This is a genomic window from Vibrio sp. QJM3NY_39 (assembly GCF_057785895.1).
In genome coordinates this window covers 1,194,097-1,216,988 of the sequence record NZ_CM173506.1, presented here as the reverse complement: position 1 = coordinate 1,216,988, position 22,892 = coordinate 1,194,097, and the positions used below count along the sequence as shown (strand labels likewise).

The 22,892-nt window shown below is 43.1% G+C and carries 22 protein-coding genes; 10 read left to right on the top strand and 12 right to left on the bottom strand.

Annotation, left to right across the window (positions count from 1 at the left end):
- Positions 1-231 precede the first annotated feature (231 nt).
- The gene (locus AC3CHU_RS21335; RefSeq protein ID WP_004731749.1) at positions 232-675 is read left to right on the top strand and encodes a dCMP deaminase family protein; all 444 of its coding nucleotides are present in this window, start codon (positions 232-234) and stop codon (positions 673-675) included.
- Between the two features lie 143 nt (positions 676-818).
- Here the strand turns inward: AC3CHU_RS21335 and AC3CHU_RS21330 are convergent, their stop codons facing one another.
- The 3 genes from AC3CHU_RS21330 to pepT form a co-directional block, all read right to left on the bottom strand.
- A complete protein-coding gene (locus AC3CHU_RS21330) occupies positions 819-1,661 on the bottom strand; it encodes a mechanosensitive ion channel family protein (protein ID WP_004731751.1) in 843 nt (280 codons plus the stop codon).
- A 143-nt stretch (positions 1,662-1,804) separates the two neighbouring features.
- Positions 1,805-2,272 (bottom strand): DM13 domain-containing protein, encoded by a 468-nt coding sequence (locus AC3CHU_RS21325; RefSeq protein ID WP_017088448.1) that lies wholly within the window; start codon positions 2,270-2,272, stop codon positions 1,805-1,807.
- A gap of 76 nt (positions 2,273-2,348) precedes the next feature.
- Complete coding sequence (gene pepT / locus AC3CHU_RS21320) at positions 2,349-3,581, bottom strand: peptidase T (protein ID WP_488525614.1); 1,233 nt, start codon at positions 3,579-3,581, stop codon at positions 2,349-2,351.
- A gap of 348 nt (positions 3,582-3,929) precedes the next feature.
- Here pepT and AC3CHU_RS21315 point away from each other — a divergent pair, with 348 nt between their 5' ends.
- The 3 genes from AC3CHU_RS21315 to AC3CHU_RS21305 all read left to right on the top strand — a co-directional run bounded on the left by AC3CHU_RS21315 (position 3,930) and on the right by AC3CHU_RS21305 (position 6,407).
- Positions 3,930-4,076, top strand: a complete 147-nt coding sequence (locus tag AC3CHU_RS21315; RefSeq protein WP_004731758.1) for a hypothetical protein — start codon at positions 3,930-3,932, stop codon at positions 4,074-4,076.
- 349 nt (positions 4,077-4,425) lie between these two features.
- Positions 4,426-5,478, top strand: coding sequence for an aldo/keto reductase (locus tag AC3CHU_RS21310; RefSeq protein WP_488525613.1), 1,053 nt, complete (start codon positions 4,426-4,428; stop codon positions 5,476-5,478).
- 194 nt (positions 5,479-5,672) lie between these two features.
- Positions 5,673-6,407, top strand: coding sequence for a TrmH family RNA methyltransferase (locus tag AC3CHU_RS21305; protein WP_488525612.1), 735 nt, complete (start codon positions 5,673-5,675; stop codon positions 6,405-6,407).
- Positions 6,408-6,503: 96 nt separating this feature from the next.
- On the opposite strand, the gene fdxA is transcribed toward AC3CHU_RS21305, so the two are convergent.
- Positions 6,504-6,827, bottom strand: a complete 324-nt coding sequence (fdxA, locus tag AC3CHU_RS21300) for a ferredoxin FdxA (protein WP_050650887.1) — start codon at positions 6,825-6,827, stop codon at positions 6,504-6,506.
- Between the two features lie 253 nt (positions 6,828-7,080).
- On the opposite strand from fdxA, the gene AC3CHU_RS21295 reads away from it, so the two are divergent.
- Complete coding sequence (locus AC3CHU_RS21295; RefSeq protein WP_488525611.1) at positions 7,081-8,712, top strand: NAD(P)/FAD-dependent oxidoreductase; 1,632 nt, start codon at positions 7,081-7,083, stop codon at positions 8,710-8,712.
- A 121-nt stretch (positions 8,713-8,833) separates the two neighbouring features.
- Here the strand turns inward: AC3CHU_RS21295 and AC3CHU_RS21290 are convergent, their stop codons facing one another.
- The 3 genes from AC3CHU_RS21290 to bluB form a co-directional block, all read right to left on the bottom strand.
- Entirely contained in the window at positions 8,834-10,300 is a 1,467-nt protein-coding gene (locus tag AC3CHU_RS21290) for a hypothetical protein (protein ID WP_488525610.1), read from the bottom strand.
- 177 nt (positions 10,301-10,477) lie between these two features.
- Positions 10,478-12,133 (bottom strand): ABC transporter substrate-binding protein, encoded by a 1,656-nt coding sequence (locus AC3CHU_RS21285; RefSeq protein ID WP_488525609.1) that lies wholly within the window; start codon positions 12,131-12,133, stop codon positions 10,478-10,480.
- A gap of 137 nt (positions 12,134-12,270) precedes the next feature.
- On the bottom strand, positions 12,271-12,927 hold the full coding sequence (bluB, locus tag AC3CHU_RS21280) for a 5,6-dimethylbenzimidazole synthase (protein ID WP_237298287.1): 657 nt from the start codon (positions 12,925-12,927) through the stop codon (positions 12,271-12,273).
- Between the two features lie 167 nt (positions 12,928-13,094).
- Between bluB and AC3CHU_RS21275 the strand changes: the two genes are divergently transcribed.
- The 3 genes from AC3CHU_RS21275 to AC3CHU_RS21265 all read left to right on the top strand — a co-directional run bounded on the left by AC3CHU_RS21275 (position 13,095) and on the right by AC3CHU_RS21265 (position 15,500).
- A complete protein-coding gene (locus AC3CHU_RS21275) occupies positions 13,095-14,291 on the top strand; it encodes a DEAD/DEAH box helicase (RefSeq protein WP_108206925.1) in 1,197 nt (398 codons plus the stop codon).
- 113 nt (positions 14,292-14,404) lie between these two features.
- Positions 14,405-14,809, top strand: coding sequence for a PPC domain-containing DNA-binding protein (locus AC3CHU_RS21270; RefSeq protein ID WP_488525608.1), 405 nt, complete (start codon positions 14,405-14,407; stop codon positions 14,807-14,809).
- Between the two features lie 67 nt (positions 14,810-14,876).
- Complete coding sequence (locus AC3CHU_RS21265; protein ID WP_488525607.1) at positions 14,877-15,500, top strand: 3'-5' exonuclease; 624 nt, start codon at positions 14,877-14,879, stop codon at positions 15,498-15,500.
- Positions 15,501-15,570: 70 nt separating this feature from the next.
- Here the strand turns inward: AC3CHU_RS21265 and AC3CHU_RS21260 are convergent, their stop codons facing one another.
- A complete protein-coding gene (locus tag AC3CHU_RS21260) occupies positions 15,571-16,407 on the bottom strand; it encodes a DUF6279 family lipoprotein (protein WP_488525606.1) in 837 nt (278 codons plus the stop codon).
- A gap of 304 nt (positions 16,408-16,711) precedes the next feature.
- Between AC3CHU_RS21260 and AC3CHU_RS21255 the strand changes: the two genes are divergently transcribed.
- The gene (locus AC3CHU_RS21255; RefSeq protein WP_017077429.1) at positions 16,712-16,885 is read left to right on the top strand and encodes a hypothetical protein; all 174 of its coding nucleotides are present in this window, start codon (positions 16,712-16,714) and stop codon (positions 16,883-16,885) included.
- Between the two features lie 84 nt (positions 16,886-16,969).
- On the opposite strand, the gene dbpA is transcribed toward AC3CHU_RS21255, so the two are convergent.
- The 3 genes from dbpA to AC3CHU_RS21240 all read right to left on the bottom strand — a co-directional run bounded on the left by dbpA (position 16,970) and on the right by AC3CHU_RS21240 (position 20,245).
- Positions 16,970-18,349 carry an ATP-dependent RNA helicase DbpA gene (gene dbpA / locus AC3CHU_RS21250; protein WP_017074818.1) on the bottom strand — a complete coding sequence of 460 codons (1,380 nt, stop codon included), beginning with the start codon at positions 18,347-18,349 and terminating at the stop codon, positions 16,970-16,972.
- 176 nt (positions 18,350-18,525) lie between these two features.
- A complete protein-coding gene (locus tag AC3CHU_RS21245; protein ID WP_488525605.1) occupies positions 18,526-19,434 on the bottom strand; it encodes an aldo/keto reductase in 909 nt (302 codons plus the stop codon).
- Between the two features lie 217 nt (positions 19,435-19,651).
- Positions 19,652-20,245, bottom strand: coding sequence for a hypothetical protein (locus tag AC3CHU_RS21240; RefSeq protein WP_171308369.1), 594 nt, complete (start codon positions 20,243-20,245; stop codon positions 19,652-19,654).
- 222 nt (positions 20,246-20,467) lie between these two features.
- On the opposite strand from AC3CHU_RS21240, the gene AC3CHU_RS21235 reads away from it, so the two are divergent.
- A complete protein-coding gene (locus AC3CHU_RS21235) occupies positions 20,468-22,315 on the top strand; it encodes a M3 family metallopeptidase (protein WP_488525604.1) in 1,848 nt (615 codons plus the stop codon).
- Between the two features lie 92 nt (positions 22,316-22,407).
- On the opposite strand, the gene AC3CHU_RS21230 is transcribed toward AC3CHU_RS21235, so the two are convergent.
- Positions 22,408-22,719, bottom strand: coding sequence for a hypothetical protein (locus AC3CHU_RS21230; protein ID WP_029222415.1), 312 nt, complete (start codon positions 22,717-22,719; stop codon positions 22,408-22,410).
- Positions 22,720-22,892 lie beyond the last annotated feature (173 nt).

Here is a 22,892-nt window from a genome sequence, read left to right as displayed (position 1 = left end):
ACAGCATAAAATTTACGTAACACACTCGCCACCATTGTCCGAGGAATATCAATTATAACTAGCCAAAGTGTATCAATATGTTAATTGAAACCAAGTGCTTATAAAGTATTTACAAACGCGTTACAATTCCTAAGTAAATCAACCTCTCAGCTTTTGTTCTCTATGGATATTGTCTAACATAATGTATGGTCAGACAGATAAGCATTCACATTTAATTGTTAAGGAATTCTCATGATTTCAAAATGGGCTAAACGTTTCTATCAAATGGCGGAATTGGTCGGTTCTTGGAGTAAAGATCCTTCAACTCAAGTCGGCGCCGTAATCACTAAGCACAACCGTATTGTTTCCGTTGGTTTTAATGGCTACCCACATGGCGTGTCTGATAGTGCGGATACTGATGACAGAGAAATGAAGTACCTCAAGACGCTTCACGCTGAAGAAAATGCAATCTTGTTTGCTAAACGTGATTTAGACAGTTGTGAAGTTTGGGTGACTCACTTCCCTTGTCCGAACTGTGCAGCAAAAATCATCCAAACTGGGATTTCAGCGGTACATTGCCCAGAGCAAAGTGAAGACTTCCTTTCTCGTTGGGGAGATAAGATCAAGATAAGCCAAGATATGTTTGAGCAAGCTGGTGTGGAAGTAGACTGGCTACCACTCGCTGACCTAGACTGATATCGAAGCTGAATTTCAGATATAGAAAAGCCGAGAGTCGATCTTATCGCTCTCGGCTTTCTTTTACTTTCAGAGCCTTACGTTTCGAACATGAAATACGTAAACAACATAAAGCGTTAGTTAGGATTAAGCGTTAATTGGGGTCAAACGCTAGTTGGAAAGGCCTCTGCGTACGCTTCCATAAAGTCTTTACGAATATCTTGCTCAAGATGAATCGCTTTTTCGGTCGGACAGAAGATCATAAAGTGCACTTCTTGCTCACCCGTCGAACTGCTCGTGATATGGATATGAGGCTCAGATCCTGGAAGGTCAACGCCAGCGTGTTTTTCGATCACACCGTTATAACGGCGGGCAACATCGATAAATTCTTCACAATGCTCTTCAATTTTAACGATAAGGCCCGGCACCATTGGGTATAGGTTTACAAAATCTTTTACCGTCACAAAAAAGTTATGATAAACGTAGCGCTTCATGAAATTAAGGTTCTTGACCGGGTAGGTGAAGAACATGCTATTGGGCAGCGTAGCGGTCTTGCCAGTAAAGTGGTATTGCCCGTGATACAAATCGATTTCTTGAATCACAGTCGCCATCAAGTTGTGCTCAATAACCTCGCCGCTGATTTTGCCTACTTCAATCCAGTCACCAATTCGAAATGAACGAGAGCTTGCGCGTTGAATCGACCCCGTAAAACATAAGATGATCTCTTTCGACGCAACGACTATAGCAACAGCAATGGCCGTAACCGACAGTGCAAACTCGCTGATTTCAGATTTCCACAGCACAAATAAAGTGACCATAATAATGGCAAACGTACCGTTCTTGGTACGTGACATCCAGTTACGTTGATCTTCACTGAGAAAAGCGACATCACCACGGATTCGAGACAGAGTGATTCGTCGGATTATTAAAATAATGCAGATGATCAGCACACTAAAAATAAACTTATTAGCGAGTAAGAAATCAATCACTTGCCACAACTTTTCCATTACGTATTCCTTTGTATTACAACAATTAAGCTTTATAACGATGAGCTTTACAGCGACTGACTCAACCCAAAAAAACGTATTATAAAAAAGCGCTCAAAAATAGAGCGCCCCTTTTCATGATTAATTCAGCTTAGGTAAGGCTATCATTTTATTTTGGCAGAAGTAATAAATTGGCCAAAAGTTTCACACCAAATCACAACCGTATTAAATCGATTGAGATCAGTACCCTCGGGAAGCTCAACCATAAACCGGTCAAATGTTTTCACATCTCCGACTCGAAGTAGTTCGCTCTTGCTGTCATTGAATGCCTGCTCGGTTTCAATAAATTTAGGTGATAGGTAAACTTTGTAATCAGGCCCCGGTGCTAGTTCACCTTCAAAAGCTATCGCACTTTCAGACACAGAAACGATGCCTTCTCCCCAATGCAAAAAGTCACTGTCTTGTCGGTCTTTAGTGAACTCGCCTGTGTAGATCGCCTGCTGACTGATCGCTTCAACAGAACTTGAGGAAGGAGAATCAGGCTCAATCAAGATAGGTAATGCATAGACACCAAGCCCAAAACCAAAAGCACCCACGGCTAAGTGGGTGCAAAGTAAAACTAACTTTTTCATCGCGTACTCCCTTATGCTTAAAGAGAGTATTATTGAATACTCTTAAAAATACAAAGAGATATAACGCTTTGATATCCTATTTTTGGTAATGAGTCGCCGTACGCTGAGACAATTCGATAATCACTTTTACCGCTTGCTCCATGCCTTGAATGGTAATGAACTCATGAATACCGTGGAAGTTATAGCCGCCAGTGAAGATATTCGGACATGGTAGCCCCATGAAAGATAAGCGAGCGCCGTCTGTACCGCCTCGGATCGGCTTGATCATGGGCTCAACATCGCACTCAATCATCGCTTGCTTCGCTAATTCAATAATATGTTGATGCGGTTCAACCATCTCTTTCATATTGAAGTAGCTATCGGTTAGCACCAGCTCAACACGGCCTTTCTCAAGACGCTCATTCAGCTCATCCACTTTCTGTTGCATGAATGCCTTACGCGCTTCTACACCCTCACGTTCAAAATCACGGATGATGTAACCCAGTTCAGAACGCGCCACACCCATTTCAGCTGATTTCAGGTGGTAGAAACCTTCATAACCTTCTGTGCACTCTGGTGTTTCTTGCGTTGGCATCATCAATTGGAATTGCGCCGCGATGTTCATCGAGTTGACCATTTTACCTTTTGCGGTACCTGGGTGAACATTTACGCCATGACAGACAACATCGGCGCTCGTGGCATTAAAGTTCTCAAATTCCAACTCCCCTACCGGGCCACCATCAATGGTATACGCCCACTCAGCACCGAACTTCTCAACATCAAACAGGTTCGCACCACGGCCGATCTCTTCATCTGGTGTGAAACCAATACAAATATCGCCGTGTTTGATCTCTGGATTCGCTTTGAGGTAAGCAATTGCACTGATTATTTCAGCGATGCCCGCTTTGTTGTCGGCACCAAGCAGAGTCGTACCGTCAGTCGTAATAAGGTCATGGCCATGCAAGGTATCAAGATCTGGGTATTGGCTTGGATTCAGGCATTCACCGCTTGCACCTAATTCTATCGTTCCACCTTGATAATCTTTAATCACCTGTGGTTTCACGTTAGCGCCGGAAGCATCAGGAGCGGTATCCATATGTGCGACAAAGCCAATGGCAGGCACATCGTAATCGACATTCGACGGCAGTTTCGCCATCAAATAGCCATTTTCATCTAAAGAGACATCAGTTAACTCTAATGCGATCAATTCTGATTTTAAGGCTTCAGCAAATGTTATTTGACCCGGTGAACTTGGGCACTGCTGATTAGAAGGATCGGATTTAGTATCAAAAGTAACGTAATTCAGAAAACGTTCTACAAGCTTTTCCATAATTCATCTCACCATGGATTAAGTAATTGATTTACTGACTTAATTATTATGTCGATAAGCGATACATCGTTAAATTAAGACGAACATAGAGTCAGTAGCGAGGTTTTTCATCTTACGCCCCTGACCATGTATGTAATTGCTCTACATCATTATTGTGCGAAATTAGACGAGCTTCCTATACTTGAAATAAGAGGGTTTCGTCAGTTCAACATTGCATACGGATGATAAGAGATCGCTTTGTACGCATTCTACGCCCTCCGCTCTCAGCCTAAAAAAAGTACAAAGTGGATGATGATCACAATTTATCCTTGATGCAGAATCTGTCATACGTTACACGGAGACACAGTTATGACGATTAATAAATATTTCATTTTATCTCCTCAAGCCTCTGAGGAAACGCTTCAACCAGCATTAACTGAGAAAGAAGTTCAAAGGCAGGAAGCTCTAAGACAGGCGCAATCTCAAGGTGGGTTTGACACCAACGCGACCTCGTAACTTAATCAATACTCAGAACATATTTAAGAACCCCTAATAAAAGAGCTCTACTTCTCTATGATGTAGAGCTCTTTTGTCTTTGACTCTTCTTCTCTCTTTCTATGATGTCCTATTCAGGCGTCGAACCCATTCACGTTTTGTGACTCCCCTGCTTTATATCTATAGCTCCACGACTATGCAGCTAGCTCATTCGCTACGTTGAGAAATGACTCATTAAACTTCCCTCAGCCATACCTTGTCGTGTCATTTTGTGCTAATAATTTATATTCGTTTTCATTCCTCACTCGCTCTCTTTTCAAAAACTCTAATGCGAGTACCAGAGAACTTAACCACAGGAATCCCGAATTCAATGGAATATTCAAAACTAGGAAGTAGTCAAATTCCCGTTTCCCGCATCTGTCTTGGCAGCATGACTTGGGGGCTGCAAAATACGCAACAGCAAGCCGACCAACAAATCGAATACGCACTAAGCCAAGGTATTAACTTCATCGATACTGCAGAAATGTATGCGGTTCCCCCGTCTCCAGAGACCTACGGCAAAACAGAAGCGATTATTGGTAACTGGCTATCGCGCCACCCGCAGCGCCGCCAAGAACTGATCATAGCGAGTAAGATTGCAGGCCCAGGTCTTCCTTGGGTTCGAGATGGTGGTCCGATAACCGGTGAAGCCGTGATCACAGCCGTTGATGCATCATTAAAACGCCTACAAACAGACTATATCGACCTTTACCAGCTTCATTGGCCAAATCGCACAACGCCTCACTTTGGTAAGCATTTCCCAAATCACATTCGATTCAGTGATATTGACCGAAAACAGCATGAAGCTGAGATGTTAGAAATCCTACAAGCATTAGCTAGCTGTATTAAGGCGGGTAAAATTTGCCATGTCGGGCTTTCAGATGATTCCACTTGGGGCATTAACACATACCTCAAGCTAAGCGAGAAACACGATTTGCCACGTATGGTTTCGATTCAAAATGAATTTAGCTTACTGCACGCAAAAGATTGGCCATATCTAATTGAGAACTGTGTGCATGAAGATGTCGCTTATCTGCCATGGTCACCTTTAGCTGCAGGCATGTTGAGTGGAAAGTACATCGATGGCGCCAGACCGGAAGGCAGCCGTTGGACTTACATGCAACGTAAAGGCATTTTCCGTGATACTGAACCTGCCAATGAAGCGGTTAAAGGCTATGTTGAAGTAGCAAACGCTCACGGGTTTACACCAAGCCAACTTGCATTGGCATGGTGTAATCAAGTTGATGGTGTCACCTCCACAATTATTGGTGCAACTACTATGGAACAACTAAAAGAAAACGTAGCAGCTTTCAGCAAGCCTCTATCAGAAGAGATACTCACTGATATCAACACAGTGTTTAAGCGCTACCCTGTTCCATATTAAGCTGTAAGTTCACCTAGCCTTCTCAGTTCAGCTTAATCTTAGGCAAGTAAATCAGATAAGAGCGCGCTATTTAGTGCGCTTTTCTTTTTTAAGTCGGTCGCTTTTGCTTTTAATGTGGATCGCATTGAGTCATCACGCTTTTGGTTCTCCAACCTTTGCTCTATAATGCGCGGGCTTATATCTAGGATAAAAACATGATTTCAAAAAACCAATTAAAACTCCTTCGTGCTTTGGGGCAAAAGAAACAACGTAAAGCCCACGGCCTGTTTCTAGTTCAAGGTGAAAAGAACGTTCTTGAGCTGTTCAATAGTGACTTAGTCGTGAAAAACGTCTTTGCTACCGCTGATTTCCTATCTGAAAATCACGCGTCATTGATTGAGTTTGATTGTGTTGAAGCTTCGCTGGATGACCTGACGAAAGCGAGTACTTTGGTGAGTAACAATGCGGCGATTGCTGTCGTTGAGATCCCAACATTTGCACTGCCAAAAGCAACTGGGTTGATGATTGCACTGGATGGTGTATCTGATCCGGGCAACCTAGGTACCATTATTCGCGTAGCAGACTGGTATGGTATTAAGCATATCGTTGCGAGCAGCGATTGTGCAGACCCATACAACCCTAAGACCATCAGTGCAACTATGGGTAGCTTTGGCCGAGTACACGTAAGCCAAACAGATTTACCTGAATACTTAGAACAAGCGAACCTGCCTGTTTACGGTGCGTTCTTAGAAGGCGAAAGTGTGCATAAGACAGAATTTACTGCCAACGGTATTTTACTAATGGGTAGTGAGTCTCACGGCATTCGTGAACACGCCGCTAAATACGTAACTGATAAGATTACGATTCCAGCATTCGGTGGCGCAGAGTCTCTGAATGTAGCAATGGCGACAGGTATTATTCTCGACAACATGCGTCGTCAACATAGCTAGATCTCATAAGCTAACGAGCCAGTCGACAGTGTTCAGATATTAAAAAGGCGTATTGATTAAATCAGTACGCCTTTTTATTTGAGTTCTTTTCAACAATTACTTTTCTAGCATTGCCAACTTATCAGCGACACCATTCCACTTTTCAGCTTCATCCATCGGTGCTTTAACTTCAGTTTGTACTGGCCAGATCTCGGCAAGCTCGGCATTCACTTCAATAAAGATCTTTTGATCTTCTGGCAGTTCATCTTCTTGGAAGATCGCTTGAGCGTCGCATTCAGGAACACACAAACCACAATCAATGCATTCGATTGGGTTAATTACCATGAAATTCGGGCCTTCATGGAACGCATCTGCGGGGCATACCGCCACACAGTCTGTGTATTTACATTGAATACAGTTATCGCCTACGACAAATGCCATGATGCTCTGCTCTATAAGTTAGTCAAAATTGAAGAATGGAGGATAATACTCATCCCAAGGCAAAATTCAACATCATACGACTCTAATATCGTGTCTATTTGCTCGATGCTTCCAAATTAGTATGACAGATAAATCAATTTCTCGTAAAATGCGCGCCATTGTGAGCTTATCGCTTCTTTCAACACCAGCGTTTTATCAAACTCTGTATTAAGAAACGATCTAGCTAAGACACCTATAAAAACGAGACATCAAAATGATACGTTTAACCGAAATTAAACTCCCACTAGACCATGAAGAGCCAGCCATTCAAGACGCTATTGAAGCAAAGCTTGGCATTAACGCTGATCAGGTACTTTCTTTTAATATCTTTAAACGTGGCTACGATGCTCGTAAGAAATCAAAAATCTTACTTATCTACACGCTTGATGTTCTCGTTGAAAACGAAGCTGAGTTGTTAGAACAATTCATCAGCGACCCGCACGTAAAAGTGACTCCTGACATGGAGTACAAATTCGTGGCTAAAGCGGTTGAGAACCAAACTGAGCGCCCTGTCGTTATCGGTTTCGGCCCTTGTGGTTTGTTCGCTGGCCTAGTGCTTGCTCAAATGGGCTTCAATCCAATCATCGTTGAGCGTGGCAAAGAAGTTCGTGAACGTACGAAAGATACCTTTGGTTTCTGGCGTAAGCGTACTCTGAACACTGAATCAAACGTACAGTTTGGTGAAGGTGGCGCAGGTACATTCTCTGACGGTAAGCTATACAGCCAAGTGAAAGACCCAAAGCACTACGGCCGTAAGGTAATCGAAGAATTCGTAGCTGCTGGCGCACCAGAAGAAATCCTATACGTAAGTAAGCCGCATATCGGTACCTTTAAACTGGTTACCATGATCGAAAAGATGCGTGCATCTATCATTGAACTCGGCGGCGAAATCCGTTTCAGCACTCGCGTAGACGACGTTCATATGGAAGACGGTCAAATCACTGGCCTAACGCTCTCTAACGGTGAAGAGATTAAAACTCGTCACGTAGTACTGGCTGTTGGCCACAGTGCTCGTGATACGTTTGAAATGCTGCACGAACGTGGCGTTTACATGGAAGCTAAGCCTTTCTCTGTTGGTTTCCGTATCGAACACAAGCAAGCGATGATCGATGAAGCTCGCTTCGGCAAGAACGCGGGTAACCCTATCCTAGGTGCTGCAGACTACAAACTCGTTCACCACTGTAAAAATGGCCGCACTGTATACAGCTTCTGTATGTGCCCGGGTGGTACTGTGGTTGCAGCGACTTCTGAAGAAGGCCGCGTAGTAACCAATGGTATGAGCCAATACTCTCGTGCAGAACGTAACGCAAACAGTGCCATCGTTGTGGGGATCGACCCTGAACGCGATTACCCAGGTGATGCACTAGCAGGTATCCGTCTACAGCGTGAATTAGAAAGTGCGGCTTATGTTCTAGGTGGCGAGAATTACGATGCCCCTGCACAGAAAATCGGTGACTTCCTGAAAGGTCGCGATCCAAGTGAAATCGGTGAAGTAAAACCATCATTCACACCGGGTATCCACCTAACTGACATTTCAAAAGCACTGCCTGATTTTGCTATCGAAGCAATTCGTGAAGCAATTCCAGCGTTTGAGAAGAAGATCAAAGGCTTCTCTACGCCAGACGGTCTATTAACAGGCGTTGAGACGCGTACGTCTTCTCCTGTCTGCATCAAACGTGGCAAAGACTTCCAAAGCATCAATTTAAAGGGCTTCTTCCCTGCAGGTGAAGGTGCAGGCTATGCTGGCGGGATCTTATCTGCTGGTATCGATGGTATTAAGGCTGCAGAAGCGCTAGCGATATCAATGGCAGAACAGAACCAAGCTGAGAAAATTGAGATCGCTTAAGCGCTTTTGATAAAGTAAAGCTAAATAGCGGTCAGCCAAAACTAAAAATCCAGTGCCTTGTAGACACTGGATTTTTTATTGCGTACGGATTATCTAGATTTACTCGGTATCGACTCTGGCTTTACTTACAAGTGTTTTTTGACCAGGTCACACCATCATCTGAACACTCTAATCGACTTGTTCCATTCTGGTAATAATAACCTTTGGTCCAGTGACCTTGAGAATATTTAGACGTTATCGTTTGAGTATAATCAAACGGAGTATTTTCAATGAACGCATATTTATGCCTATTCCAACTATCAGAGCCATACGACGCATTATCATTGAAATCCACTGATAGGTAATCTAGTGCATCAAAGTCACTGCGAGATACGTTATCCAATGTATCCCCTAAATCAACCCACTCCGGGTGTGGCGCGTTATTCTCAAAATTAAACTTGGCTTGTACCTGAGTAAACTGATCTTTGTAATCACCGACAAGATCTGCCGTCAAGGTTTGCATAAATCCATCACCAACGTTTTGAGTTGAACAACTTTGCCAATCAGATTGTTCAGAATACCCTCGGTTTATTACACCAAAGGTTTTGAGTGAATTTGGCTGTACCTGTTGCTTAATCGTCTCCTGAACTCGACACGAGTACTGATTCCCATCTTCATTCAAAGTAAACCAAGCTTCTTTGTCATACTCCAAACCATTTTTCTTTTGGCTATTACGCTCAATATGTTTATTTAAAGTCAGTTCGGTATGCAAATCTGTTGACACTTCATGTTCAATAACAGTCAGCTTGTCAGCAGTCATCACTATTTTAACTTTGTACCACTTATTAATTTCGTTCTTCTTGGAGTAGTCCCAATGCTGCCAGTAATAATCAACATAAGCTTGCTGGGCTGTCGGGTTCTCTTTTTGAATCTCTTTGGTCTCTTGATACGACTTTTTAATGGCAGGCATCATCTTCTGCGCTAAATCGTAGAGCTCAGCGTTTTGATCTTTAACGAAATCACCATACAAGTCCTCTACTGCGATGTTGTATCGGTTCGCAATTCGGAAGTCATGCTCTTTCACATTTTGGATAATGCTATTTTGGGTGTTCACAGCTTGCTTCAAAGCAGAACAACTATTTAAACCACCTTTATACAAGTCGGCTTGGATCTGATTCCATAAAACAGTTGTCAGTGGCGTAGTCGACTTAATTTTTTGCTCAGAATTCACCGTCATGACTGGCGGAAAGATTAACTGATAAGGTTCAGTAATCGGTGTGTTTGGGCTATCCGCATCAATAGCGCCTACTGGCACGTTCACTACGATTGGAGCGTAGTCCATACAGTCTGAGTTAGAGCCCGTCAAAGATAGCTCATAGCTGCCCTCATCGTCCGTGATGCTGCTAGGCTCACCTTCATCTAATACGCCATTGTAATTGATATCTAGAAACGCGGTCGCCCCGGAAATATACCCGTCAATGGCGACACCTTGTAAGGTTCTCGTTTGAGGAGCAGGAGCACTTGTATTGCTATTGCTACCACCGCCTCCTCCGCCACAAGCCGTAAGGCCACCAGCGATAAGTGCGATAGAAATAAGCTTAAGTTTCATTCGATGATATCCTAATGAAATTGATTAATGTGTAGAACTGTCATTTGGGGGGATGACCGAGAATGACTGTGATAGTCATGGTCAGTCATAATAGCGATTGGTATTCAAAAGAAACATGAAAGGGTGCTAGGCAATTTATGCATGTTTTGTTCTAACGAAAGATCTTAAATGGACTAATTACATATCGCTTGAAGATATCCAGAGTTTATAGAAATCACTGTAGCCAGTTTGATTGATCTCTACGCCTTGAACCTCAATACTATTAGAAACCTTCTCTTTACCATGAAATAACGGACAAAGGAGCTTCTGTTGATACAGTGATTGTTCAATCTTTTTCAACTCGCCGACTGGATTAGCACAACTAACGGCTAAGTGAACTCTCTCACAATGCTCTCTCATCTCAGAACTGTCATAAATGAACCTGAGTCCAGACGACGCAAGTAACCAATCATACAGGCCATAATCTTTAGGCTGTTCAATAATTTCTTCGATAAATAACAGGTCTGCCGATTCACTCATTGAGCTAGGGTCACTAATATTAGGAAGCTCGACGACTTCTATAGTAACGCCAGTCTTTGCAATAGTTTGCTGCAGCCAATCCGCCATATCTTGAAGCAAAGGAATCGTCATTTTAGGTCGTGTTAATACAACAGTTCCCGTCAAAGCAGGAGTGAGGATACTGCTCGTTAATTCGCTAGGCGAGAAAGACAAGTCGTCCGTCATCATATCGGCGTCAAACTCTTTACTGCTGGATTTGATAAACAATACCAACCGGTCTAAGTCATCAGGGGTAATTCCTGAGCCTTCCCTACGATTAACCGCAAGGTACGAAAATGCATTGATAGTGGTTTCTTCTGCGACGCCAGATCTATTAAAACTCAAGGTGTGATCGTTTAGGCCCTCGATATCGGTAAGCGTTATCTGTTCCAACAAAGCATTTTGAGCAAAATAGCCACGATGACGTTTTAGAACGAGGCTTTCTTCGCTCCAATCGTCTAATGAGAAAGGACCCGTTCCCATATAGGCACTGCGCCCACTAGAGAAATACGTTCGCTTACAACGGTAAATAGACGCATGTGCACTACACAACGCATATATAAACATAGGATTTGCATGTGTCAGCTCGATAGTCAGTTGTTTATCACCTACCACTTGAACATCACTGACCTGCTCAAATAAAGACTGTACAGGGCCATCGATACTTTTTAACCGTAACAAACATTGAGCAACATCTTTTGCACTCAAGGTTTCACCGTCATGGAAAACAACATTAGGCCTTAACCAAAAATGCAGAAAGCGACCTTCTATCTTCCAATGGTGGGCAAGACTGGCTTGAGGCTCGCCATTAAGATCTTGAACTAACAAAGTATTATAGATACTTCTCAGAATTTGATGTTCAGCGATTCTATAGGTTTTGGCGGGCTCAAGATTATCAACCCAGGGGTATTGAGTAATCAACAAATGATCATGCTGTTGATTGAAAAGGTTATGTTTTTCAGTGGCTAGCGTCAGTGCCTTTATTGCGGTATCACCATAGCTTTCTAGAAGGCGAGGAATAACGTTAAAGCGGCCTTGCTCTAACTGAAGTGCTAAAACTTGCTCTAATGCTTCTGAGAAGCTAACCAAGATCTTAAATTGACTAAGTTTCCCTCTCCCTTTAGACGGAATCCAACAAATCCAGTGGTACTCAGATAAGCATTTCAGAACTATCGAGGTGTTTCTGCGCGAAGTCGAAAGCGAATGCTCTAGATCATCGATCGTGAGATGGTACTCTTCGCCTAATTCGTACTTTGCAGTGAGCTGTTGAAGTCTACGTAAGTTAGCGTCGTTCATTGGATTCCAGGCTAGAGCGGTGAATCAAGTGTCATTAATATCAGTATGGATTTTTAAATTCAACCTTATACTGAAATATCTATAACGAGTTTTGACACTTAATATCAATAAATTACATAGATACAAGAGCCTTTATGTCACTCCGATTTACTAGAGTTCCACTTCCCTTCATGAATCGCAGAATTGACGTCTCTTCTTGGTAACCAGCCCATGGTTTCAAGTTCGGGTTTATCTTTGAAGTGTTCAACGTAGCCGATACATAAGTACGCCACGATATCGATGTCTTCCGGGATATCTAATGCGTCTCGCAGTGTTGAGTCATGCAGGATGCTCACCCAACCTAGCCCTAGGTTTTCAGCTCTTGCCGCGAGCCATAAGTTTTGAACCGCACACACGGTGCTGTAAAGATCCATTTCTTGTTTGATGGTTCTGCCTAGCACGACCTTTCCGGTTCGATTACGATCGCAAGTCACGCAGATTCCGATCGGTGATTCGACGATACCTTCAAGCTTTAGACGCTTATACATTGCCTGCTTTTCATCGGTAAACATTTCCGCGGATTCGGCATGAGCTTGATTGAAACCCGCTTTGATTTGTTGCTTGGTTTCGATATCACGGACAACGACAAAATCCCAAGGCTGCATAAATCCAACACTAGGAGCATGGTGCGCTGCGGTTAACACACGCATCAAAACGTCTTCTGGGATCTCATTAGGAAGAAACTGACCACGAACATCTCGGCGAGAAAAAATCGTTTTATATACTGCATCGCGTTCATTCGGCGTAATTTCCATACATCCCTGTCTTATCGTCGTCTTATTGAGCCAGTATTATCCAACTAAAGTGTCTATGTTACTAGCGGTACACAAGCAACATGGTAGAATGCCGCCATTAATCTTATCCTTGTATAAGATTGTTGAACCTTTCCATCGCTATTTAGCCAAATCATACCGAGAAACTTATGCCATTTTCCAAGCTTGGATTAAGCTCACCTATTGTTAAAGCCGTTGCAAAACAAGGCTATGAAAAGCCAACCTCTATTCAAGAAAAAGCAATTCCGATTGTGCTTTCTGGTAAGAACCTAATTGCTGCTGCACAAACAGGTACAGGTAAAACTGCGAGCTTTGTTCTCCCTATCTTAGAAATGCTAAGTAAAGGTGAAACACAACGTAAAAAACGTATTCGTGCTGTTATTCTGACACCAACTCGCGAGCTTGCGATTCAGGTTGAGCAGAACATTACTAAGTACGCGAAGTTCCTAAACCTAACATCATTAGCGATGTACGGTGGTGTTTCGTACCAACACCAAAAAGACCGCTTGATCGAAGGTGTTGATATTCTTGTGGCAACACCTGGCCGTTTGATCGATATGTACGGACAACGTGCCGTTCACTTTGATGAAGTTGAAGTTCTGGTTCTTGATGAAGCTGACCGCATGCTAGACATGGGTTTCATCGAAGACATCAACAAGATCATCGCGCGTTTACCGCAAGATATCCAAAACCTGTTGTTCTCAGCAACGCTATCAACGCCAGTTCGTGCGCTAGCGAAAAGCGCAATCAGTGAAGCGGAAGAGATTTCAATTGCCAAAACTGACGCTTCTAAAGCGAACATCGAGCAATGGTTGGTAACCGTCGATAAAGACCGTAAGTCTGCACTATTGAGCCACATGATCACTGACGGTGAGTGGGACCAAGCACTTATCTTTATCGAGACTAAGCACGGCGCGGCTAAGTTGGTTGCTCAACTTGAAAAGCGTGGTATCGAAGCTGAAGCTTTCCACAGTGGACGTAGCCAAGCGATTCGTGAAAAGATTCTGGCAGACTTCAAAAAAGGTCGTCTAAAATATCTCGTTGCGACAGGTGTTGCTGCTCGTGGTATCGATATTGATAATCTAAGCCGCGTAGTGAACTACGACATCCCATTCCCAGCGGACGACTATGTTCACCGTATTGGCCGTACAGGCCGTGCTGATGCATCTGGTGAAGCGATCTCTTTCCTATCGAAAGATAACTTCAAGAACCTGTGCATCATTGAAAAACGTCTTGGCCACTTGATTGAACGTCGCGTTGTTGAAGGTTTCGAACCACGTAAAGAAGTACCAATTTCAGTATTGAACTTCGTGCCTAAGAAGAAAAGAGAACAGCAACAAGACTAAGTAATTTTAGCGACAGAAAATGCTACAGTCACGTTAGCCAAAATGAAAATAAAACGAAGCCCTATGTGGCTTCGTTTTGTTCTTAGAAATACAAATAAAACTGAGGCAATAAGATGATCACTCCTATCGCAACGAGATTAACCCGTGGGCAAGACCTGAAGCTTGAACTCCAAAAGCTTGTGACAGCGCACAATATCTCATCGGGCTCTGTCGCGTCTTGTGTCGGGTGTGTTTCTCAACTCAATATTCGTCTGGCTAATGCGAACAATACCAAGCTAATCAAAGCTCCGTTCGAAATTGTGTCTGTGATGGCGACGCTAACCCCAAACCAACAGCATGTTCATATATCCGTTGCTGATGAAAATGGCGATGTGATTGGTGGGCACTTGCTTGAAGGGACGATTATCGCGACCACTGCTGAATTGATTGTTCACCGCTACGATACCTTGACCTTCAACAGAGAGCATGACGATTCGACAGGTTACACTGAGCTCACGATCAGCGAGAACACGCAATAGATCGCCCCGTAGTAACACTAAGCGCTCCATATAAAGCTATACAACCCAATAGTAATTAGGAAACACGATGGCTCCAAACTCCGCAGACTCCGTTATCGTTCTCGATTTCGAAACCACAGGCTTATCACCAAACATGGGTGACCGAGCGATTGAAATCGGTGCGGTTAAATTAGTTGACGGCGAAGTCGTCGACACCTTCCAGCAGCTCATGAACCCGGGATTTCGCGTTAGTGGATTCATTGAAAGCTATACCGGGATCAGTAACCGCATGTTAAGCACTGCGGCCAGTTGCAGTGAAGTGATGGGTGAGTTTGCAGATTTTATCCAAGACAGCCAACTTGTTGCTCACAATGCATCGTTTGATAAGCGCTTTCTCGATGCGGAATTAGACTTTATTGGCCGAGACTATACGGGCAAGTTCGCTTGTTCAATGTTGATTGCTCGCCGTCTCATCCAAGACGCACCGACTCATAAGCTAGGCGACCTTGTGCGTTTTAAAAATATCGACAACGACGGTACTTTCCACAGAGCGTTAGCCGATTCAGAAATGACAGCAAGGTTGTGGTTATTAATGATTGATGAACTGCAAAGTGATCACGGTATTCAACAGCCAAGCTTTCAACTGATGCAGAAAATATCTAAGACCGCTAAAGGCTCGATTCCAAAGCTGCTAATGAGTAACAGAGGCTAACTCTCTGCGTTCGGCTTTGGGTTTGTCAGAAGGCTAGTAGCAAAAAGTCGCGAGCCTTAATATAGCTACCCTACTGCTGCAGTGACACTAACGTCGTCTTGAGGCTTTCTAGTTCACTCATAAAATAAGCCCATTGTTTATCACTGCTCACTGCGGCGATATCCACCAAGAACTTCGCTGATGTTTGCATATTCTTATCAAGCTTAGACTCCAGTTCTTGCGGATAATAATCTTCATTGTTCAAAAGTAGTTTCATAATAATTGGCTGTGCAATATGTAAATCGGTCTTCTTTTGCATAAGTGTCGTTAGGTCTTGATACGTATTATTTTGATATTGTCGCCAGCTATCGTTAGTATTTACCCACTCTTGAGACCACGTAAAAATAATCGTTTTTTGCTCTTCCGATACCGACCCGAACCATCGCTCTAACCTATCTTCAATTCGACTTCGATAGCGTTCTCTCGAATCTTCATCATTCAATGATAATCTTTCTTCGTAATACTCTTGCTGCTTTTCCCTAAAGTTCTTTAAGAATTCGTTATCTTGCTCTGGGGTAAGCTGCATACTTAACGCGTAAATATCTGGAGCGAACTTGTTAACGATCGAGCGAATATGATTTTTAGTTTGTTCACTTTGATCAATGATAAAAGCAGAATTCATATCAGAACGGTCTAAGTTTTGAATCGCTTGCAGTTGCGACATATACAGCGGAAGTTGGGTTTCTTTGTGCCATTGCTGTAATAAGTCGAGGCGCTCTTCGAGCTCTGATTCTTGACTGTTGGATAGAGAAACAAAGTCTTCAATATAGCTAACCGCAAACCAGCTTATATTGTTGTAGGCAAATTTAGTCCCGCAACCAGCGAATACAAAACAGACTAATAAGACTAACCATCGACACTTTCTCATTTAACCCTCTCACGATATTCAGCAAATCCACAAATCCATTAACTCACCCTTTTAAGGTTAGCTCTAGTTCTTATAACGCTATATTCTAGCTCTTATAAAAGTAGCCTTAATAAGCAGTGGCTGTAAAAACTTTGAGATAAATTGAGACTCAGACTTGCTAATCTAGCTATTTCGGCAAATGATTAAACTAAAAATAATTAATGGCAGTGATGTAACTTGATTTTTATTGCTCATTTGATGTACACGAACCCTATAAACGAATGGTTTATTTATTTTCAAATGATTAATATTTGGGAGGTAAGCTATGGCCGCTACTCCTCATTATACAAGCGAGTTAGAGTACGAGCTTTGTTATTTTGACGATGGAAGACTAACCACAATTACGATATCCGCTAATAATCGACAGGAAGCGATGACTTGGTATCTTAGCGAAGGAAGACATATCAACGATTTCTATTCGATCAGACCTGATGAATAAACGTTTGATACGTTACTGACTGTGGAACACCCTTTACTGCATTATCACTAGCATGACTTAGCAGTAAAGGGAGACAATCTCGAATTACTTCAGAATTCGGGCGCGGAATTGACGACCCTTCATTTTACCTGATTCGATTTTACCTAATGCTTTCTTAGCCATTGATCTTTCTACAGCAACGTAAGCACGCATCGCGAACAAGTTGATCTTACCTACTGATTTACCATCAATACCGCCTTGGCCTGTCAACGCACCAAGGATATCACCTGCGCGAAGTTTCGCTTTCTTACCACCATCAATCTGGATAGTTACCATATTAGAGTAATATGGCTTAGCGATTGGCTTAGCTGGCAACTGTGACGGTTCGATTGGCATATCCATGTACTCATCAATTTGAGCAACACGGTGCATCTCTTTTTCGCTAAAGAAGCTAATTGCGACACCTTTGCTTCCTGCACGACCAGTACGACCGATGCGGTGCACGTGTACTTCAGGATCGCGAGACAACTCAAAGTTGAACACAGCATCTAGGTTATCAACATCAAGACCTCGAGCAGCAACATCTGTTGCAACCAAGATAGAGATGGTTTTGTTCGAGAACTGAACCAAAGCTTGGTCACGTTCACGCTGTTCCATGTCGCCATGAAGCTCGATAACACTGAAACCACGGTGGCTTAGCTCATCATTTACGTTCTGTACTTCTTTCTTAGTATTACAGAACACAACCGCTGACTCTGGTTGATGATGAAGAAGCATTAGCTCTAGTGCGTCATCACGAGCTTCAGTACCTTCAACCTTATAAAAGTGTTGTTGGATGCTTGAGTGATCGTGCGTTGATTCAACCTTCACCATTTCAGGGTTATTCATGATGCGGTCTGCAACAGATTTAATCTGTTTAGGGAAAGTTGCACTGAACAATAACGTTTGACGATCTTTTGGTGCTGCTTCAATAACAGCATCTAGTGCATCTTGGAAACCCATTTCCAGCATGCGATCGGCTTCATCTAACACAAGTGTGTTCAACTCAGACAGGTCAATACGCTCTCTCTCTAGGTGGTCCAGGATACGACCAGGAGTGCCCACAAGAATGTGTGCGCCATGCTCTAATGAACCAATTTGTGGCCCCATTGGCATACCGCCACATAGTGTCAGCACTTTAATATTGTGAATGCCACGAGCAAGAGTACGGATCTCTTTTGCTACTTGGTCTGCAAGCTCACGAGTCGGACATAACACTAAAGATTGAACACGAAAACGCTTAACGCGTAGGTTTTGCAGCACGCCTAAACCAAAGGCAGCTGTTTTACCTGAACCCGTTTTACCCTGACCGATAACATCCTTGCCATCCAGAATAATAGGAAGACTTAACGCTTGAATAGGCGTCATTTCAGTATAACCAAGAGAATCTAACGTATTTAGAAGCTCTGGCTTAAGGGCGATTGAAGAGAATTTTGAAGTGCTCAATGGAAATATCCAACTGGTGAAAAACAGAGTGCATTATGAGTGTTTTTGAAAATTATTCCACCTTAATCACAGTTTTGGAGCAACATGTTAGGCGAATACAAAAAAACCAGCTGGGGTGCTGGTTTTTTACGTTGAAACATCTAAGTCTGTGGATAAATGCCAGACCCCAAAGGTCTCTATGGCACACCGTGGCCTTTAGATGCAACCCATACGCGGTACCACTGCTCACGAGTCAGTTCGATTTTCAGTGCATCAACGGCAGTTTTCACACGTTCAATCTTTCCTGAGCCAATAATCGCGATCGGGTTAGATGGTAAACGGCGAACCCAAGCGTAAATCACTTGGTCAATGCTGTCCGCACTCACTTCTTGGCGAATCGCTTCTAGCTCATCACGAACGCGAATTGCTTGTGCTGAATCGCCACTGAAGATGCTACCACCACCGAGACAAGACCACGCCATTGGACGAATACGGTTCATCTGCAGTTGATCCAGCGTACCATCGTGGGCTACTTCGAAGTTCAATGGATTGATTTCAACTTGGTTAGTCACCAGTGGCTTACCTAGTCGAGATTGCAGTAAGTCGAACTGACGTGGTGAAAAGTTAGAGACACCGAAGTGCTTAACTTTACCGACCTTATGTAGTTCAGCGAACGCTTCTGCTACTTCATCTGCATCCATCAGTACATCAGGGCGGTGAATCAGTAATACATCCAGTTCGGTTACACCCAAGCGCTCTAGAGAATTATTTACTGATTGGTAAATATGGTGCGCGCTGGTGTCATAGTGATTGATCTTGCGATCTGGAGTGTGGTCACCACACAAGTTGATGTCGCACTTGGTGACGATTTGAATATCATCACGAAGGCTTGGCTCAAGCGTTAATGCTTCACCAAACAACTTTTCACATTGGTAGTTACCGTAAATATCCGCGTGATCAACAGTTGTGATACCAAGGTCAATGTGCTGCTTCAGGAAAGTCAGGCGTTGTTGCGGGGTCATGCCCCACTCTGCTGTACGCCAGTATCCTTGCACCAACTCAGAAAGTTCTGGGCCTTGTGGCGCTGTCGTTACTCTTGCAACCATGGGTTGTCTCCTTTATCAATACTGAACGTATCGTAAGCTCGTTTTACCGAGGGCTCAACGTATAACAAATGGCAACGGTAAACGCTTACTAAAAATGTGAGAGCCACAGAAAAACGAACACTTAAATGAATAATAGCTTGCTGTCTGCCCGTCAACCGTTCTCCTGAAAGGCTTGTTTACTCTGATGAATGACGAAATCATCTATAAATTTGAACAATTAAAAGCGATTTAGTTCAACCGTTAACTTGTCACCATCACTATGTAACTGAACCCAAGGAGCTAAAGAGCTAGAAGAAGATGAGGAAGAACTAGGCACATTCCACACACTCATTTGCTCAGAGGATTGATGTGGTGAGTTGATGAATTTGACGAGTTGTTTATCTACCTTGTCGTAACCAACTCCCTCACGTTTAGCTTGTTCAAGTTGAGTGACGACATCAAACTCATTCTCTCCAATCCGAATTGAGCTAAGAGCAAAACCATCTTGGCGAAGGTATGCCTGAAGCTTTGTGTAACTTAGATTCGAATATGGCAGATTAAGGCGAACCACTTCGACGCTTGAGTCACCCAACTCCAGTTCAACATAAACATCCAAATCGTAATATTGGGTTAAGTCACTGCACAACAGAGTGCCTTCAACTTCGCCACAATCCATAAGATCGATATCGTTAATATAGTTTTGAGAGCTCGGTTGAGTTGGGTCGCTATTGAATACCGTTCGCAACCACCAGCTTTGACTCGCTTGCGCAGAAAATGAAAAGGTACTCAGAGCCAATAACAAAGGTAGGATTAAGACAGGAAGAGTTCTCATTATTTGTGCTTATTTCACGCGGTACGAAGCATCCATTATACGTGACCAGCCGACAAACAACTTATTGACTGACCTCTTTTTAGCTAAAAAATTATTGGTAATTGCTAATATTAACAAGCTTGATACTAAGAAGACTTGCATTCAGTTATATCTATCGTCACAAAATACATTCAATGAATGTGTCATAATGTTGAAATTACTGGTTAATTTTCAAGGAATGTCATGACTGCAACGAACTATCTCAACCAATTGAATCAAAAGTATCTTGCGACTCATAAAGCGAAAGAAGACTTCTTTTGGGATACATATATGGGGATCAGTGACGACCACGATGGCTCGACACTCGCGCAGACTCAATGGACTGAATTTCTAAGCTCTGCCGAACAGATTGCTGCTATCGAAACTCAACTCGCTGCTATCGATAAAATTCAAGATCCCCTAGAAAAAGAGAGTACGCTAACAGGCTTGAATGGTTGGTTAGCGACCTTTAGATCTCACGCTATTGAGTCTGAGCAGTCACAGAAGCTTAAAGCCGATCTCATAAAGTTTGAGGCTGAACTGTTTGAGAAAAAACAGAATCATGTGATGACTTACGTAAATGAAACAGGCGACGAAACAGAAGGATCACTGCCAGTTTTAGGTTCAGCCGTTAGAAGTAATGGTAATGAACAAGTCAGGCTTTCTGCACACCAAGCACTATTAGATTTAGAACAGTGGCTGCTGGCTAACGGCTTCATTGAACTGATCAAAAAACGTAACCAATTTGCTCAATCACTGGGTTTTAAAACCTTCTTTGATTACTCGGTGGTTAAAACCGAACAGATGACGACAGAGCAGCTGTTTACGATTCTTGACGACTTCGAAGCACGTACACGCGATAGCCATCAGCAAAGCCTAGCCAATTTAGCAGAACAGAAAGGCGAGAATGCACTTCAAGCCCATAACTTTACCTACTCTTTTGCAGGTGACGTTATGAATGATCTTGATCCTTATGTTCCGTTCTCAAAGTCACTTCGACGATGGATTGAATCTTTTGGTCGCCTAAACATCGAATACTCTCAAGCGACATTAAAATTGGATCTGCTTGATCGTAAAGGTAAGTACCCTAATGGTTTCTGCCATGGCCCTATCCCATCTTTTTACGATCAAGACACTTGGGTAGCGGCTCAAGTTAACTTCACGAGCAACGCCAAGCCCGACCAAATCGGCAGCGGTTATGATGGTATCAACACGCTATTTCACGAGGGCGGCCACGCAGCGCATTTCGCCAATGTTAAGATGAACGCGCCTTGTTTCTCTCAGGAATTTGCACCAACTTCGATGGCTTATGCGGAAACTCAATCCATGTTCTGTGACAGCTTATTGAATGACGCCGATTGGCTCAAACAATACGCGCTTAATGCAGATGGCCAAGCAGTACCTGATGAGTTAATCAAAGCAATCATCGATAACAAACAACCTTTCAGAGCTTATCAAGAACGCAGCATTTTAGTGGTTCCATATTTCGAGCGAGCACTTTACGAATTGGCGGGTGAAGATCTGACACCTGAAAAGATCACCGATCTTGCTCGTAGCAGTGAGAAAATGATTCTTGGATTGGCGAGTAGCCCTCGCCCATTGATGGCGATCCCACATCTGTTGTCGGATGAAGCGTCTTGCGCATATCAAGGTTACCTGCTGGCTCATATGGCTGTGTATCAAACTCGTGCATATTTCACCGATAAGTTTGGCTACTTAACGGATAACCCAGAAATCGGCCCTTTGTTAGCTAAGCACTATTGGCACCAAGGAAATAGCGTCAATCATAATGGAACAATCGAAAGCCTGACCGGGGAAGGTTTTAATGCCAAATACCTCGCTGACGAGTGCAACTTATCGCCAGAGCAAGCTTGGGCTATTGAGGAGCAAAAAATCAAACAGCTGTCGACAAGAGAACGTGCACCAGTCGCTGATTTGAATGCGAAGATATCGATCGTTGATGGGGCAACCGAGTTGGCGAATAATAATAAGTCAAACCATCACATGTGTGATGAGTTTGAACACTTTATCGTTGGGCAATACGGCCGATAGCGGGTGCTGAGCATCTATAACCAAGGTTGAACCAAAAGACCAAACGAAAAAAGGACGATAATTTATCGTCCTTTTTATATTCAGCGTTGGATCTATGCCGTGACACATATCGAGCGAGTTTCACAATTAAACTCAACATCAACAGAATCAACACTTCGCAATGATTTTCGATGAATGCCAAACACTTGCCCCGTCAAAACAATATAAAACTTCTCTGTTTTGAGTAGATTCCAAGCTTCATCAAGAGATTCAGCATAAACCTTGTTCTTGAGATCTTGCGGGCGAGTACCTGCTACTCTTCCATGTTTGCGCGCCAATTCAAATAATCCATTACGATTCGGTTTACACGTAAACAGGGTATCATTTCCGTAAATACTACCCTTAGCAGTAATGTTTTTAACCATTACATTTCTCCAAATAATAATTCCACTCGTAACACCTGAGTGGCATACCACATGTCGAACTGTGGATATTTAAACTGCGTAAAGAAGAGAAGATGGTGTAAAGACCGGGCAAGCTATTACACCATTATCATCAAATTTCTTAGAAGTTCTTAAGTTCTTAAGTTCTTAAGTTC